Annotated in this window: 14 protein-coding genes; 4 read left to right on the forward strand and 10 right to left on the reverse strand. The window is 60.8% G+C overall.

The window, feature by feature from the left end; translation table 11 throughout:
* Positions 1-212: 212 nt before the first annotated feature.
* Genes lpdA through PspCFBP13508_RS13995 form a run of 4 tightly spaced genes read right to left on the reverse strand, consistent with a single transcriptional unit; the run spans position 213 to position 5,161 of the window.
* Entirely contained in the window at positions 213-1,586 is a 1,374-nt protein-coding gene (gene lpdA / locus PspCFBP13508_RS13980) for a dihydrolipoyl dehydrogenase (protein ID WP_137214847.1), read from the reverse strand.
* A gap of 4 nt (positions 1,587-1,590) precedes the next feature.
* Positions 1,591-2,865, reverse strand: a complete 1,275-nt coding sequence (locus PspCFBP13508_RS13985) for a dihydrolipoamide acetyltransferase family protein (protein ID WP_137214848.1) — start codon at positions 2,863-2,865, stop codon at positions 1,591-1,593.
* A complete protein-coding gene (locus PspCFBP13508_RS13990; protein WP_064390582.1) occupies positions 2,866-3,924 on the reverse strand; it encodes an alpha-ketoacid dehydrogenase subunit beta in 1,059 nt (352 codons plus the stop codon). It lies immediately after the preceding gene.
* Position 3,925: 1 nt separating this feature from the next.
* On the reverse strand, positions 3,926-5,161 hold the full coding sequence (locus tag PspCFBP13508_RS13995; RefSeq protein ID WP_071172847.1) for a 3-methyl-2-oxobutanoate dehydrogenase (2-methylpropanoyl-transferring) subunit alpha: 1,236 nt from the start codon (positions 5,159-5,161) through the stop codon (positions 3,926-3,928).
* 184 nt (positions 5,162-5,345) lie between these two features.
* Between PspCFBP13508_RS13995 and bkdR the strand changes: the two genes are divergently transcribed.
* Positions 5,346-5,834, forward strand: a complete 489-nt coding sequence (bkdR, locus tag PspCFBP13508_RS14000) for a Bkd operon transcriptional regulator BkdR (RefSeq protein ID WP_041476986.1) — start codon at positions 5,346-5,348, stop codon at positions 5,832-5,834.
* A 101-nt stretch (positions 5,835-5,935) separates the two neighbouring features.
* Here bkdR and PspCFBP13508_RS14005 read toward each other — a convergent pair whose 3' ends face one another.
* Positions 5,936-6,799, reverse strand: a complete 864-nt coding sequence (locus PspCFBP13508_RS14005; RefSeq protein ID WP_024013346.1) for an MBL fold metallo-hydrolase — start codon at positions 6,797-6,799, stop codon at positions 5,936-5,938.
* 92 nt (positions 6,800-6,891) lie between these two features.
* Between PspCFBP13508_RS14005 and PspCFBP13508_RS14010 the strand changes: the two genes are divergently transcribed.
* The 3 genes from PspCFBP13508_RS14010 (at position 6,892) to PspCFBP13508_RS14020 (ending at position 9,455) form a co-directional block, all read left to right on the forward strand.
* A complete protein-coding gene (locus PspCFBP13508_RS14010; protein WP_133336678.1) occupies positions 6,892-7,233 on the forward strand; it encodes a metalloregulator ArsR/SmtB family transcription factor in 342 nt (113 codons plus the stop codon).
* A 166-nt stretch (positions 7,234-7,399) separates the two neighbouring features.
* Positions 7,400-8,644, forward strand: a complete 1,245-nt coding sequence (locus tag PspCFBP13508_RS14015; RefSeq protein ID WP_137214849.1) for an FAD/NAD(P)-binding oxidoreductase — start codon at positions 7,400-7,402, stop codon at positions 8,642-8,644.
* Positions 8,645-8,654: 10 nt separating this feature from the next.
* Positions 8,655-9,455, forward strand: coding sequence for a sulfite exporter TauE/SafE family protein (locus tag PspCFBP13508_RS14020; protein ID WP_137214850.1), 801 nt, complete (start codon positions 8,655-8,657; stop codon positions 9,453-9,455).
* 86 nt (positions 9,456-9,541) lie between these two features.
* On the opposite strand, the gene PspCFBP13508_RS14025 is transcribed toward PspCFBP13508_RS14020, so the two are convergent.
* The 5 genes from PspCFBP13508_RS14025 to PspCFBP13508_RS14045 form a co-directional block, all read right to left on the reverse strand.
* Complete coding sequence (locus PspCFBP13508_RS14025) at positions 9,542-10,822, reverse strand: TRAP transporter large permease (protein WP_016775191.1); 1,281 nt, start codon at positions 10,820-10,822, stop codon at positions 9,542-9,544.
* A complete protein-coding gene (locus tag PspCFBP13508_RS14030) occupies positions 10,822-11,349 on the reverse strand; it encodes a TRAP transporter small permease (RefSeq protein WP_016775190.1) in 528 nt (175 codons plus the stop codon). The genes PspCFBP13508_RS14025 and PspCFBP13508_RS14030 overlap by 1 nt, the downstream gene beginning before the upstream one ends.
* A 75-nt stretch (positions 11,350-11,424) precedes the next feature.
* Positions 11,425-12,399: a TRAP transporter substrate-binding protein gene (locus PspCFBP13508_RS14035; protein ID WP_137214851.1), complete on the reverse strand. Its 975-nt coding sequence runs from the start codon at positions 12,397-12,399 to the stop codon at positions 11,425-11,427.
* Between the two features lie 61 nt (positions 12,400-12,460).
* Positions 12,461-13,354: an SMP-30/gluconolactonase/LRE family protein gene (locus PspCFBP13508_RS14040; RefSeq protein ID WP_137214852.1), complete on the reverse strand. Its 894-nt coding sequence runs from the start codon at positions 13,352-13,354 to the stop codon at positions 12,461-12,463.
* 43 nt (positions 13,355-13,397) lie between these two features.
* Positions 13,398-14,222 (reverse strand): NAD(P)-dependent oxidoreductase, encoded by an 825-nt coding sequence (locus tag PspCFBP13508_RS14045; RefSeq protein ID WP_122612194.1) that lies wholly within the window; start codon positions 14,220-14,222, stop codon positions 13,398-13,400.
* Positions 14,223-14,353: the final 131 nt, after the last annotated feature.

Raw genomic sequence — 14,353 nt, forward strand, 5'->3', positions numbered from 1 at the left:
ACCCTCTATCACTGAACAACCGCCGAAACGGTTCAAGGCTTCTGACGTTTTTTTGGATGGGCACAACAATACTTCATTCTTGAGCGGTTTCGCAGCCCGGACTATCTGATGACACTCAGATAAATAGTGTTGCCCTCAAGAATTCGCGAGCAGGCTCGCTCCCACAGGGGAATGCATTGCAAGTGTGGGAGCGAGCCTGCTCGCGAAGGGGCCTACAGATGCAGCGCATGCCCCAGTGCCCGCAACGCCGCTTCCTGCACCGCTTCGCCCAAGGTCGGGTGGGCATGAATGGTGCCGCCGATGTCTTCCAGGCGCGCGCCCATCTCCAGGCTCTGCGCGAATGCCGTCGACAATTCGGAAACCCCGACTCCCACCGCTTGCCAGCCGACAATCAGATGATTGTCGCGACGTGCGACCACGCGGACGAAGCCGCTTTTCGATTCCAGGGTCATCGCCCGGCCGTTGGCGGCGAACGGGAAGCTGGAAACGATGCAGTCCAGCCCGGCAGCCTTGGCCTCGTCCGGAGTTTTGCCGACCACCACCAGTTCCGGGTCGGTAAAGCACACGGCGGCGATGGCGGTCGGGTTGAATTCGCGGCGCTTGCCGCTGATCAGCTCGGCAACCATTTCGCCCTGGGCCATGGCGCGGTGGGCCAGCATCGGTTCGCCGCTCACGTCGCCAATGGCGTAGACGTTGCGCATGCTGGTCTGGCAACCGCTGTCGATCTTGATCGCCGAACCGTTCATGTCCAGATTCAAAGCTTCGAGGTTGAAGCCCTGCGTATTGGGTTTGCGTCCGACCGCGACCAGTACCTGATCGGTTTCCAGATTGAGGGTTTCGCCTTCGGGATCGCGCACCTGCAACGTGCCGTCGAAGCCCAGCACGCTGTGCTTGAGGTACAGCTTCACGCCCAATTGCTTCAGCGCCTCATGCACCGGTTGCGTCAGCTCCGCGTCGTAAGCCGGCAGAATCCGGTCCTGCGCCTCGACCACGCTGACTTCGGCACCGAGCTTGCGATAGGCAATGCCCAGCTCCAGGCCGATGTAACCACCGCCGACCACCACCAGACGCTTCGGCACAGCCGTCGGCGCCAGCGCTTCGGTGGAGGAGATGATCGGCCCGCCAATCGGCAGGATCGGCAGGTTGACGCTGGTCGAACCGGTGGCCAGCACCAGATGTTCGCACTGGATACGCGTATCGCCGACTTCCACGGTTTTGCCGTCGATGATTTTCGCCCAGCCATTGATGACCTGAATCTTGTTTTTCTTCAACAGCGCGGCGACGCCAGTGGTCAGGCGATCAACGATGCCGTCCTTCCACTCGACGCTTTTGCTGATATCCAGGGTCGGCGCGGCAACGCTGATGCCCAACGCCGAATGCTGGCTGTGATGCTGCGTCTGATGAAACTGCTCAGCCACATGAATCAACGCTTTCGACGGAATGCAGCCGATATTCAGGCAGGTACCGCCCAACGATTGGCTTTCGACCAGGATGGTCGGGATGCCCAATTGCCCGGCGCGGATCGCGGTGACGTAACCGCCGGGGCCGCCGCCGATGATCAGCAGGGTGGTGTTCAAAGTCTGCATTCCATTACTCCACAAACAAGGTAGCGGGTTGTTCGAGCAAGCCACGAATGGCCTGGATGAAAAGCGCCGCGTCCATGCCGTCGACCACGCGGTGATCGAAGGAGCTGGAGAGGTTCATCATCTTGCGGATCACCACTTGGCCTTTGACGACCATCGGCCGTTCGACGATTTTGTTCACGCCGACAATGGCCACTTCCGGCAGATTGAGCACCGGCGTGCTGACAATGCCGCCCAGCGCACCAAGGCTGGTCAGGGTGATGGTCGAGCCGGACAGCTCATCGCGGCTGGCCTTGCCATTGCGCGCGGCGTTGGCCAAACGCGAAATTTCCGCGGCGCTGTCCCACAGGCTGCGGGCTTCGGCGTGCCGCACCACCGGCACCATCAGGCCGACATCGCTTTGCGTGGCGACGCCGACATGCACCGCGCCGAGGCGGGTGATGACTTGCGCTTCGTCGTCGTAACGGGCGTTCATCTGCGGGAAGTCGCGCAGAGCGACGACCAGCGCGCGAACAAGGAACGGCAACAAGGTCAACTTGCCTCGGCTGGCACCGTGCTTTTCATTCAGGTGCGCACGCAGTTCTTCAATCGCGGTGACATCGATTTCCTCGACGTAGCTGAAATGCGCGGCACGCTGAGTAGCATCCTGCATGCGCTGGGCGATCTTGCGGCGCATGCCGATCACTTGAATCTGTTCTTCGTCGTTGCGTTGAGCGTAAGCGGCAGCGGCCGGCGCCGAAGCGTTCGACTGACCTTGCGCCACATAGGCTTCAAGGTCTTCGTGCAACACACGACCGGCCGGGCCGCTGCCGCGCACCAGACGCAATTGAATACCGAGATCCAGTGCATGTTTGCGCACGGCCGGCGAGGCGAGCGGGCGTTCATCCGCTTCGCGAGCAACCATCGGGCCTTGGCAAACGGCAGCTGGACGTGGTGCGGCGGTTGCAGCGGGTTTGCTCTCGACAGCGGCTTCAACTTTCGGCGCAACCGGTGCTTCTTTGACGGGCACGGGCGCGGCGGACTCTTTAAGGTTGCCAGCCCCTTCGACTTCGATGCTGATCAGCACACTGCCGACCGCCATCACTTCACCCGGCTGACCACCAAGGGCAATCACCTTGCCATTCACCGGCGACGGAATATCGACCATCGCCTTGTCTGTCATCACGTCCGCCAGCACCTGATCTTCAACCACCAGATCGCCCACTTTGACGTGCCACTGCGACAGCTCTACTTCTGCGATGCCTTCGCCGATGTCCGGCATCTTGATAACGTGCGTGCCCATTCAGACCTCCATGACCCGTTTCAACGCTGCGCCCACTCGGGACGGCCCTGGGAAATACGCCCACTCCTGCGCGTGCGGGTAGGGAGTGTCCCAACCGGTGACGCGTTCGATCGGCGCTTCCAGGTGATGGAAGCAATGCTCTTGCACCAGCGACACCAGCTCGGCGCCGAAACCGCAGGTGCGGGTGGCTTCGTGAACCACCACGCAGCGGCCGGTTTTCTTCACCGACTTGACGATGGTGTCCAGGTCCAGCGGCCACAGGCTGCGCAGGTCGATGACTTCGGCATCGACGCCGGATTCTTCGGCAGCGACTTGCGAGACGTATACGGTGGTGCCGTAGGTCAGCACGGTCACGTCCTTGCCCGGGCGAGTAATCGCGGCAACGTCCAGCGGCACGGTGTAGTAACCGTCCGGCACTTGGGCTTGCGGGTGTTTCGACCACGGGGTTACCGGGCGGTCGTGATGGCCATCGAACGGGCCGTTGTACAGGCGTTTTGGCTCAAGGAAGATCACCGGGTCATCGTTTTCGATGGAGGCGATCAGCAGGCCTTTGGCGTCGTACGGGTTGGACGGCATCACCGTGCGCAGACCGCAGACCTGAGTGAACATCGCCTCGATGCTCTGGCTGTGGGTCTGGCCGCCGTAGATGCCACCGCCGCATGGCATGCGCAGGGTCATCGGTGCGGTGAACTCGCCGGCCGAGCGATAACGCAGACGCGCTGCTTCGGAAATGATCTGGTCGGAGGCGGGGTAGACGTAGTCGGCGAACTGGATTTCGGCGACCGGACGCAAACCGTAGGCGCCCATGCCGACGGCGACGCCGACGATGCCGCTTTCCGAAATCGGTGCGTCGAACACCCGCGAGGTGCCGTACTTGGTCTGCAGGCCTTCGGTGCAGCGGAACACACCGCCGAAGTAACCGACGTCCTGGCCGAAGACGACGACATTGTCATCACGCTCAAGCATCACATCCATGGCCGAGCGCAGGGCCTGGATCATGGTCATGGTGGTCGTGGTCATGGCGGTTTCCAACTGAATATTGTTGTTGTGATCGTTCATGTCAGATCCCCAACTGCTGACGCTGGCGCTTCAAGTGCTCCGGCATCTCTTTGTAGACGTCTTCGAACATGGTCGCGGCGCTTGGAATCTGCCCGCCGGCGAGGGTGCCGTACTGTTCGGCCTGTTTCTGCGCGGCAATCACTTCGGCTTCGAGTTCGGCGCTGACGGCAGCGTGCTCTTCTTCCGACCAGTGACCGACTTTGATCAGATGCTGTTTCAGACGCGCGATCGGATCGCCGAGCGGGAAGTGGCTCCAGTCATCGGCAGGGCGGTATTTCGATGGATCGTCGGAGGTCGAGTGCGGGCCGGCGCGGTAGGTGACCCATTCGATCATGGTCGGACCGAGGTTGCGCCGGGCGCGTTCGGCAGCCCAGGCAGAGGCGGCGTAGACCGCGTAGAAATCGTTGCCATCGACACGCAGCGAGGCGATGCCGCAACCGACGCCGCGTCCGGCGAAAGTCGTGGCTTCACCGCCGGCGATGGCCTGGAAGGTGGAAATCGCCCACTGGTTGTTGACCACGTTGAGGATCACCGGCGCCCGATAAACGTGAGCGAAGGTGAGGGCGGTGTGGAAGTCCGATTCGGCGGTGGCGCCGTCACCGATCCACGCCGAGGCGATTTTCGTATCGCCCTTGATCGCCGAGGCCATGCCCCAGCCAACGCCCTGAATGAACTGGGTGGCGAGGTTGCCTGAGATGGTGAAGAAACCGGCGTCCTTGACCGAGTACATGATCGGCAACTGGCGGCCCTTGAGTGGATCGCGCTCGTTGGACAGCAGTTGGCAGATCAGGTCGACCAGCGGCACATCGCGGGCCATCAGGATGCTTTGCTGGCGGTAGGTCGGGAAGCACATGTCGTCGATGTTCAGCGCCAACGCCTGGGCGCTGCCGATGGCTTCTTCGCCAAGGCTCTGCATGTAGAACGACATCTTTTTCTGCCGCTGGGCGACGACCATGCGGTTGTCGTAGATGCGCGTCTTGAGCATCGCGCGCATGCCTTTGCGCAGTATCTCGACCGGCACGTTTTCGGCCCACGGGCCCAACGCATTGCCTTGGTCGTCGAGCACGCGAATCAGGCCACGGGCGAGGTCGGCGGTGTCGGCAGGTTCTACATCAACAGGAGGTTTGCGCACCGTACCGGCATCGGTCAGATGCAGGTAGGAAAAGTCGGTTTTGCAGCCGGGACGGCCCGAGGGTTCAGGGACGTGCAGGCGCAGCGGTTCATACGCTTGGGTCATGGCTTCTACGCTCGATCTTGTGAATTTCTTGTAGTGAGCTGGCAGTCATTCCGGGATGAGGAAATCTTGTCCTACAACAATCATAGGCGTGGCCAAGAAGAATATTTCTCTGTGTTTCGTTGCGCTGGCGACCATTTGCAGATAGAAATTCTGCATAAACATAAAAAACAGGTGGTTTTGTCTCATGCGCAAACTGGACCGTACCGACATCGGCATTCTCAACAGCCTTCAGGAGAACGCGCGCATCACCAACGCCGACCTCGCTCGCTCGGTGAACCTGTCGCCGACGCCGTGCTTCAACCGGGTCAAGGCCATGGAAGAATTGGGCTTGATTCGCGAGCAGGTCACGCTGTTGGATGCCGATCTGCTGGGGCTGCACGTGAATGTGTTCATTCACGTCAGCCTGGAAAAGCAGGTAGAGGAAGCGTTGCAGCATTTCGAGGAAGCGATTTCTGATCGGCCTGAGGTGATGGAGTGCTATCTGATGGCGGGTGATCCGGATTATCTGATTCGCGTGCTGGTGCCGAGCATCCAGTCGCTGGAACGCTTCATGATGGATTTTCTGACCAAGGTGCCGGGGGTGGCGAACATTCGCTCCAGCTTTGCGCTCAAGCAGGTGCGCTACAAGACTGCGTTGCCGCTACCTGCGAACGGTTTGACGTTGGGCGCGTGAAGATCAAAAGATCGCAGCCTGCGGCAGCTCCTACAGTTGCACCGCATTCCAAATGTAGGAGCTGCCGAAGGCTCGGGCCGCGATCGGACGATCTTTTGACGCTAAAGCTTGTTGAGCGGGATCTTCAGGTATACCACGCCGTTGTCCTCAGGCGCCGGCATATTCCCCGCCCGCACGTTCACCTGAATCGCCGGCAGCAGCAACGTCGGCATGCCTAACCCAGCGTCACGTGTCGTGCGCATCTCGACGAACGCCGCTTCATCAATCCCGTCATGCACATGAATATTGCTTTTGCGCTGTTCGCCAACAGTGGTCTGGCACTGTGAGGCGCGGCCCTCGGGCGGGTAATCGTGGCAGACGTAAAGCTTCACGCTGGCCGGAAACGCCAGCAGCTTCTGGATCGACTTGAACAATTGCTGCGCATTGCCGCCAGGGAAATCACAGCGCGCGGTGCCAACATCCGGCATGAACAGTGTGTCGCCCACCAGAATCTGTTCGCCGTCGATCAGGTAGGCCATGTCCGCTGGCGTATGGCCGGGGACGTGCAGGGCGGTGGCCTTGAGATTGCCGATCATGAACGACTCGTTCGGCGCGAACAGATGATCGAACTGCGAGCCATCGACGCAAAATTCCGGCTCCAGGTTGAATAGCGCCTTGAACACATTCTGCACTTTGCTGATCGATTCACCGATGGCGATTTTGCCGCCCAGTTCCCGACGCAGGTACGGCGCAGCGGAGAGGTGATCGGCGTGGGCGTGGGTTTCCAGCAGCCATTGCACTTGCAGCCGGTGCGCACGCACGAAAGCGATGATCTTGTCCGCCTGCGCGGTGCCGGTGCGCCCGGCAGCGCCGTCGTAATCGAGCACCGGGTCGACGATCGCGCACTGGCCGCCGTCGGCTTCATAGACCACGTAGCTGTAGGTCGAGGAGGCGGGGTCGAGGAACGCTTCAATCTGGGCGGACATGGCAGAAACCTGTGCTGAGGAATTTCGAGTTGCAACAGTTTATGTAAAAACATAATGTTCGCAGCTTAAGTGACCTTCAAGGCCTCGTGCAAATGCAATCCAGTCTGACCGAATGTGAAGTCGCCCAACTGCGCGCCTCGGCGTCCAAAGCCTGCGCCTTGCTCAAAGCCTTGGCCAATGAGGATCGCCTGTTGATCCTCTGTCAACTGACCCAGGGCGAACGCAACGTCGGCGAGCTGGAAAAAATCACCGGCGTACGCCAGCCGACGCTGTCCCAACAACTGGGCATCTTGCGCGATGAAGGCCTGGTCGCGACCCGCCGCGAAGGCAAATACATTTTCTACGGCCTGGCCAGTCACGAAGTGATCCAGGTGATGAAGACCCTGTCGGGGCTGTATTGCGGAGCGGTACTCAAGAGCTGGGAACAGCCATAAATGCCAGCCTTCACAAACATCTCCTGTGGGAGCGAGCCTGCTCGCGAAGGCGGCATGTCAGCCGACGAATAGTTGACTGAGCCACCGCTTTCGCGAGCAGGCTCGCTCCCACATTGTTTGTTGTGGTGGACCAAAAAATCCTTGCGTGCAGCAAAAGGAACAAGCAATGAACGATCAACACTGGGGCCCATCCATCAGTGCCGACATCGTGGTCATCGGCGGCGGCACGGCCGGCATCGGTTTTGCCGCCAGCCTGCTCAAGCGTGACCCGCAGCTCAAAGTCACCGTGATCGAACCGAGTTCACAGCACTACTATCAACCGGCGTGGACGCTGGTCGGCGGTGGTGCGTTTGATGTGAAAGACACCGTCAGGCCGATGAGCAAAGTCATGCCGCGTCAGGCGACATGGATTCAGGCCAGTGTCAGCGCCATCGACCCGCAAAGCCGCCAACTCACCCTCGACGACCGACGCACCGTCAGCTATCAGAACCTGGTCGTCTGCCCCGGCCTGCGCCTGGCCTGGGAGAAAATCGAAGGCTTGCAGGAAAGCCTCGGCCAGCACGGCGTCACCTCCAACTACAGCTATCAGCACGCCCAGTACACCTGGGATCAAGTGCGGAAACTGCGCGATGGCCGGGCGCTGTTCACCCAACCAGCGATGCCGATCAAATGTGCCGGCGCGCCGCAGAAGGCCCTGTATCTGTCTTGCGATTACTGGCGCAAATCCGCCGTGCTGAAAGACATCAATGTCGAATTCAATCTCGCTGGCGCTGCGCTGTTTGGCGTGCCGACCTTCGTGCCGCCGTTGATGAAGTACATCGAACAGTACGGCGCGCAACTGGCGTTCAACTCGAATCTGGTCAAGGTCGACGGCCCGGCGAAAACCGCCTGGTTTGAAGTCAAGGACGCCGACGGCAATGTCAGCCGGATCGCGAAAACCTTCGATCTGCTGCACGTCGTGCCGCCACAAGTCGCGCCGGATTTCATCGCACAGAGTGCGCTGGCCGATGCCGGCGGTTGGTGCGAAGTCGATCCACACAGCTTGCAGCATCCGCGTTATCCCGAGGTGTTCGCACTGGGCGATATCTGCGGCACCAGCAATGCGAAAACTGCCGCAGCGGTGCGCAAGCAGGTTGTCGTCGTTGCGCAGAACCTCCTGGCCGCGCGCAAGCATCAACCGCTGCCGCTCAAATACGACGGCTACGGCTCGTGCCCGCTGACGGTGGAGAAGGGCAAGGTGATCCTCGCCGAGTTCGGCTATGGCGGCAAACTGCTGCCGACTTTCCCGCTGGACCCGACCGTGCCAAGGCGTTCGGCATGGTGGCTGAAAGCGACGCTGCTGCCGTGGTTCTACTGGCACGGCATGCTCAAGGGCCGCGAGTGGCTGACGCGTCTGTCCAAGGTCGACTGAGAAAACACTTATGTTGCTGGCAAGTCTGTTTGGCGTGGTGATGGGGTTGGTCCTCGGCCTGACCGGCGCGGGCGGCGGGATTCTCGCGGTGCCGGCGCTGGTGCTCGGGCTCGGCTGGACGATGACGCAAGCGGCGCCGGTGGCCTTGTTTGCGGTCGGCAGCGCGGCGGCGGTCGGGGCGATCGATGGTTTGCGCCATGGCCTGGTGCGTTACCGCGCGGCGCTATTGATCGCCGCGTTGGGCGCGGTGTTTTCGCCGCTGGGGATCTACTTTGCGCATCAGTTGCCGGAAAAGATTCTGATGATGCTGTTCAGCCTGCTGATGGTGATGGTCGCCTGGCGAATGTTCAGAAAAGAGCGGCAGCAAGCGGGGCCGAGCGATCACGGCCATGCCAGTTGGGGCCAGAAAAACTGCATGCTCAACGAGCAGACCGGGCGCTTCGACTGGACCGCCAAATGCACCGCCACCCTGGCTGCACTGGGAGCGGTTACTGGCGTGGTGTCGGGATTGCTCGGCGTCGGTGGCGGGTTCCTGATTGTGCCGGCGTTCAAGCAACTAACCGATGTGCAGATGCGCGGCATCGTTGCCACGTCGTTGATGGTGATCAGTCTGATTTCAGTGATCGGGGTAATCGGCTCGTTTCATGCGGGGGTGCGTATCGACAGCCAGGGTGCGGCGTTCATTGTCGCCAGCATCATTGGCATGCTCATCGGTCGCAGGCTGTGCGCGCAGGTGCCGGCGCGGGCGTTGCAGGTGGGGTTTGCCAGTGTCTGTCTGGTGGTGGCGGGGTACATGTTGTTGCGGGCTTGACGATCAGAAGATCGCAGCCTCGTTGCACTCGACAGCTCCTACAGGGGGAATGCGATTCCTCTAGGAGCTGCGATCTTTTCAGACGGTTACAACACCAGGTGCGGCAGCCACAGCGAAATCGCCGGCACGTAGGTCACCAGCAGCAGCACCAGGAACAGCACGCCATAGAACGGCAGCAGCGCTTTTACGGTGCTTTCGATACTGACCTTGCCCACCGCCGAGCCGACGAAGAGCACGGCCCCCACGGGCGGTGTTATCAATCCGATCCCCAGGTTCACCAGCATGATCATGCCGAACTGCACCGGATCGACACCGATGCCCATGATCACTGGCATCAGGATCGGCGTGAGGATAAGGATCAGCGGCGCCATGTCCATCACCGTGCCGAGCAACAGCAGCATGACGTTGATGCACATGAGGATCACGTAGCGGTTGTCCGACAGGGTCAGGAACAGCGTGGTGATCTTCGCCGGAATCTGCATCAGGGTCATGATGTAGCCGAAGCTGGCGGCGAAACCGATCAGGATCATCACAATGGAGATGGTGCGCACCGTGCGGTGCATCAGCTTGGGCAACTCGCTCCATTTGTAGTCGCGGTAGATGAACATGGTCACGAAGAATGACCACAGCACGGCGATGGCCGCCGATTCAGTGGCGGTGAAAATACCCGAGAGAATGCCGCCGAGGATGATCACCATCGCCATCATGCCCCACAGGGCTTCGCCGACGATCTTCAGCGCCTGGCGCATCGGAATCACTTCGCCCTTGGGGTAGTTGCGCTTTTTCGCGAAGATCAGGCACAGCACCATCAGGCAGGCGCTCATCAGCAGGCCCGGGACGATGCCGGCCATGAACAGCGAAGCGATCGACACCGTACCGCCAGCGGCCAGCGAGTAGAGCACAGAGTTGTGGCTTGGCGGAGTCAGCAGGGCTTGCACCGAACCGCTGACGGTCACGGCGGTGGAGAAGTCCCGTGGATAACCCTTGCGCTCCATCTCCGGAATCAGCACCGAACCCACCGACGCGGTGTCGGCCACCGACGAACCGGAGATCGCGCCGAAGAACGTCGAGGCAACGATGTTGACCAGCGACAGACCACCGCGCACGAACCCGACCAGCACCCCGGCACACGCCACCAACCGCCGGGACATGCCGCCCTCGGCCATGATCGCGCCGGCGAGGACGAAGAACGGAATCGCCAGCAGCGAGAATTTGTTCACCCCCGAGGCGACCTGGATCATCACCGCCTGGAAGGGAATGTCGATCCACCAAGCGCCGATCAGCGCAGCGGCGCCCAACGCGTAGGCGACCGGCATGCCGATCAGGATCAATACGATAAAACTGCCCAGCAGGATCAGAGCGTCCATTAAACGGCACCTTCACTTTCTTCAACCAGGTCGAACTGCACGACCCGACGTTTGCTCTGGTCACCGAGCAAGAGTTTTTCCACGACAAAAATCAGCGTCAGCAAGCCGCCCAGGGGGATCGGCAGATAGGTCACGCCAACGCGCAGATCGGGCAGGGCGGCCATGAACTGGTTCCAGGTGGACATGCACAGCTTGGTGCCCCAGATGGTCATGAAGATGCAGATGGCCGCCATCAGCAGTTGCGAAAAAATCGCCGCTGCGGATTTCAGCTGCGGTGGCATGCGGTCGGTGAGCATGGCCACGGCCATGTGCGCACCGGCGCGGTAACTGGCGGCGGCGCCGATGAAGGTGAACACCATCATCAGCAGGATCGCCGTTGGCTCAGGCCAGCTGGAGCCGGTGCCGAGCACGTAGCGGGCGAACACGCCCCAGGGAATCATCAGGGAAATCGCCAGGACGGAAAGGCCGGCGACCCAGATGCACGTCATGTAGATTTTGTCGTTGATACGCAGCAGCAGATTCTTCATCGGGTTCCACCGTAACCGGGCGCGCCTGAACCGCTGGCGCGCCGGGCCTTTTTCATGAGTACAGAGCGGGAGGCGTTACTGAACGGCTTCGATCTTTTTGATCAGGTCGGCGTACTTCGCGCCGTACTTTTCCCGTACCGGTGCGGTGGCGTCGTAGAAGGGTTTCTTGTCAACGGTGATGAACTCGACGCCGGCGGCCTTGAGTTTTTCTTCGCTGGCAGCGGACTTCTTGTCCCACAACACGCGTTCTTCAGCCTGGGCAGCCTTGGCCGCGGTTTTGACCATCTTCTGTTGATCCGGAGTGAGTTTTTCCCAGGTGATTTTCGACATCACGATCGGCTCTGGCAGGATCAGGTGACCGGTCAGGCTGTAGAACTTGGCGTTCTGGAAGTGGTTGTGTTCGAGCAGGGTCGGCGGGTTGTTTTCCGCGCCGTCGATCACGCCGGTCTGCAGGGCGCTGAAGATTTCCCCGGTGTCCATGGCGATGCCGTTACCGCCCATGGCGTTCATCATGTCGATGAACATCGGGTTGCCTTGTACGCGGATCTTCATGCCCTTGAGGTCTTCGAGCTTGCGCACCGGTTTCTTGGTGTAGATGTTGCGCGTGCCGCCGTCCATCCACGCCAGGGCCACCAGGCCGAATTCGGAGTTGGTGATCTTGTCGAGGATCTCATCGCCCACCGGGCCATCGATGACGTTACGCATGTGTTGCTGGTCGCGGAAGATGAACGGCATGTTGAACACGTTCACATCCGGCACCACAGGGCCGACGATACCCAGGCTGACGCGCGACAACTGCACCGCGCCGACCTGCATCTGCTCGATGACTTCCTTCTCGGAGCCAAGCACACCGCCCGGGAAGTATTGGAAGGTCAGTTCGCCGTTGGTTTCCTTGGTCAGGGTGTCGCCCATGGATTTTTCAGCCACCACGGTTGGATAACCGGCGGGGTGAATGTCGGCAAATTTGAGTTTCATTTCCGCCTGAGCGGCACCGGCAAAGGTGAACATCAGCGGGAGTGCAGCGGCGAGCAAGGTGCGTTTGAAGTTCATGGGGGGTGAGTCTCCAGTCTTGTTATTTTTGTGTTCAAGGCGCAGCGGTGCAGCAGAGGGTCTAAAGCAAATCGTTGAATTGCGGTTCGGCGAGGCCTTTGACGCCTGGCTTCAGGGCGAACACGCCGCCGGCCAGGGATTGCGGGTCGTGGTCATCGCCGGGGCGAATCGAGGCGACAAACAAGGTGTCCAGGTTGCTGCCGCCGAAGGCGCACATGGTCGGTTTCTTCACCGGTACTTCCAGCGAGAAATCCAGCCGGCCGTCCGGGGCAAAGCGGTGAATCAGGCCGGCGTCGTTGGCGCAGATCCAGTAGCAGCCTTCGGCATCCACGGCAGCGCCATCGGGGCGGCCGGGGAAATGATTCATGTCGACGAAGATTCGGCGATTCGATGGCGTGCCGGTCTCGGTGTCGTAATCGAAGGCCCAGATCAGTTGCACATTGGGGTGCGAATCCGACAGGTACATGGTCTTGCCGTCAGGGCTGAAAGCGAGGCCGTTGGGCACGATGAAGCCATCCAGCTGCGCTTCGATCACGCCCGTCTGCCCGGCGCCGTAGCGATAGAGTCGGCCTTCGGGCGCGTTCAGGCCCATGTTGAGCACCATGCTGCCCGCCCAGAAACGCCCTTGGCGATCACAGCGACCGTCGTTGAGGCGCATGTCGGCGCGGCTGTGCTCTACGGTGGCGAGCAACTCACTGTCGAGGCTGCCGTCGCTGTGCGGGTGCAGGCGAAAGAAGCCGCTTTCCATGCCAGCGACCCAGCCGCCACTGCGGTGGCGGGTGATGCAGGCGAGCATTTCCGGGGCCTTCCACGAGGCAACATGCCCGCTGTCAGCGCTCCAGCGTTGCAGCCCGCCGTTGGGGATGTCGACCCAGTACAGGGCGTTTTCCTGCGGCACCCAGACCGGGCTTTCACCGACCGCGTTGCGGGCGTCGACGATCAATTCGGCTTGCATACTCATTCCCATGGTTTTTATTGGAGGGGATCAAGTCGAACGGTCAGTCGCCGAACGGGCCTGCTGCGACGAAAGCGCCGCCCTGATAGATCCGCGCCGGGTCATCGTCGGCTGGCATCGGTTGCGCTTCGACCTTGTCGCGGAACACTTCCGAGGTGTCCTTGGCTTCGAAACCGAGGTGGCTGGCGTAGCGGTTGTCCCACCAGACGTCTTTGTTGGCGGACATGCCGTAGACCACGGTGTGGCCGACGTTCGGTGTGTACAGCGAGCGTTCGAGCAGTTGCGTGAGATCGTCGAAGCTCAGCCAGGTGTGCATCATCCGGCGGTTCTGCGGTTCGGGGAACGAGGAGCCGATGCGGATGCTGACGGTTTCGATACCGTAGCGATCGAAGTAGAAACTGGCCATGTCTTCGCCGTAGGACTTGGACAAGCCGTAGTAACCATCGGGACGACGCGCCGAAGTGGCGTCGAGCTGTTGGTCCTGTTTGTAGAAACCGATGACGTGGTTGGAGCTGGCGAAGATCACCCGCTTCACACCGTGCTTGCGCGCCGCTTCGTAAATGTGGAACACGCCGCAGATGTTGGCACCGAGGATTTCTTCGAACGGGCGCTCGACCGAGACGCCACCGAAATGCAGGATTGCATCGACCCCTTCGACCAGTTGATGCACGGCTTGCTTGTCGGCGAGGTCGCAGAGCACGACTTCTTCGTGTTCATCGACGGCCGGGGCGAGGGCGGCGATGTCGGACAGGCGCAGCACATTGGCGTAAGGGCGCAGGCGTTCGCGCAACACTTTGCCCAGGCCGCCGGCGGCACCGGTCAGCAGCAGGCGGTTGAAAGGAGCGCGGGGGGTAGAGGTAGACGTCATGGCAATCCCTGAACACATTGTTATTAGGTTTGTTGTAGGTTGTCGTATGACTGCGCTGAAGTATCGGTAGGGTTTCCGGATCTTGTCAACGCGACTTTTGGTGTAGATGACGGAAGGGGCGGTTCATTTTC

Source organism: Pseudomonas sp. CFBP13508 (genome assembly GCF_005233515.1).
Classification (GTDB): Bacteria; Pseudomonadota; Gammaproteobacteria; order Pseudomonadales; family Pseudomonadaceae; genus Aquipseudomonas; species Aquipseudomonas mercuritolerans.

Bases quoted from the DNA above. Each gene is read 5' to 3' on its own strand.
- bkdR (WP_041476986.1), top strand. From the start codon at position 5,346: ATGCGCAAACTGGACCGTACCGACATCGGCATTCTCAACAGCCTTCAG.
- PspCFBP13508_RS14025 (WP_016775191.1), bottom strand. From the start codon at position 10,822: ATGGACGCTCTGATCCTGCTGGGCAGTTTTATCGTATTGATCCTGATC.
- PspCFBP13508_RS13995 (WP_071172847.1), bottom strand. From the start codon at position 5,161: ATGACCCAAGCGTATGAACCGCTGCGCCTGCACGTCCCTGAACCCTCG.
- PspCFBP13508_RS13990 (WP_064390582.1), bottom strand. From the start codon at position 3,924: ATGAACGATCACAACAACAATATTCAGTTGGAAACCGCCATGACCACG.
- PspCFBP13508_RS14045 (WP_122612194.1), bottom strand. From the start codon at position 14,222: ATGACGTCTACCTCTACCCCCCGCGCTCCTTTCAACCGCCTGCTGCTG.
- PspCFBP13508_RS14015 (WP_137214849.1), top strand. From the start codon at position 7,400: ATGAACGATCAACACTGGGGCCCATCCATCAGTGCCGACATCGTGGTC.
- PspCFBP13508_RS14040 (WP_137214852.1), bottom strand. From the start codon at position 13,354: ATGCAAGCCGAATTGATCGTCGACGCCCGCAACGCGGTCGGTGAAAGC.
- PspCFBP13508_RS14010 (WP_133336678.1), top strand. From the start codon at position 6,892: ATGCAATCCAGTCTGACCGAATGTGAAGTCGCCCAACTGCGCGCCTCG.
- PspCFBP13508_RS14030 (WP_016775190.1), bottom strand. From the start codon at position 11,349: ATGAAGAATCTGCTGCTGCGTATCAACGACAAAATCTACATGACGTGC.
- PspCFBP13508_RS14005 (WP_024013346.1), bottom strand. From the start codon at position 6,799: ATGTCCGCCCAGATTGAAGCGTTCCTCGACCCCGCCTCCTCGACCTAC.
- PspCFBP13508_RS14020 (WP_137214850.1), top strand. From the start codon at position 8,655: ATGTTGCTGGCAAGTCTGTTTGGCGTGGTGATGGGGTTGGTCCTCGGC.
- lpdA (WP_137214847.1), bottom strand. From the start codon at position 1,586: ATGCAGACTTTGAACACCACCCTGCTGATCATCGGCGGCGGCCCCGGC.
- PspCFBP13508_RS13985 (WP_137214848.1), bottom strand. From the start codon at position 2,865: ATGGGCACGCACGTTATCAAGATGCCGGACATCGGCGAAGGCATCGCA.
- PspCFBP13508_RS14035 (WP_137214851.1), bottom strand. From the start codon at position 12,399: ATGAACTTCAAACGCACCTTGCTCGCCGCTGCACTCCCGCTGATGTTC.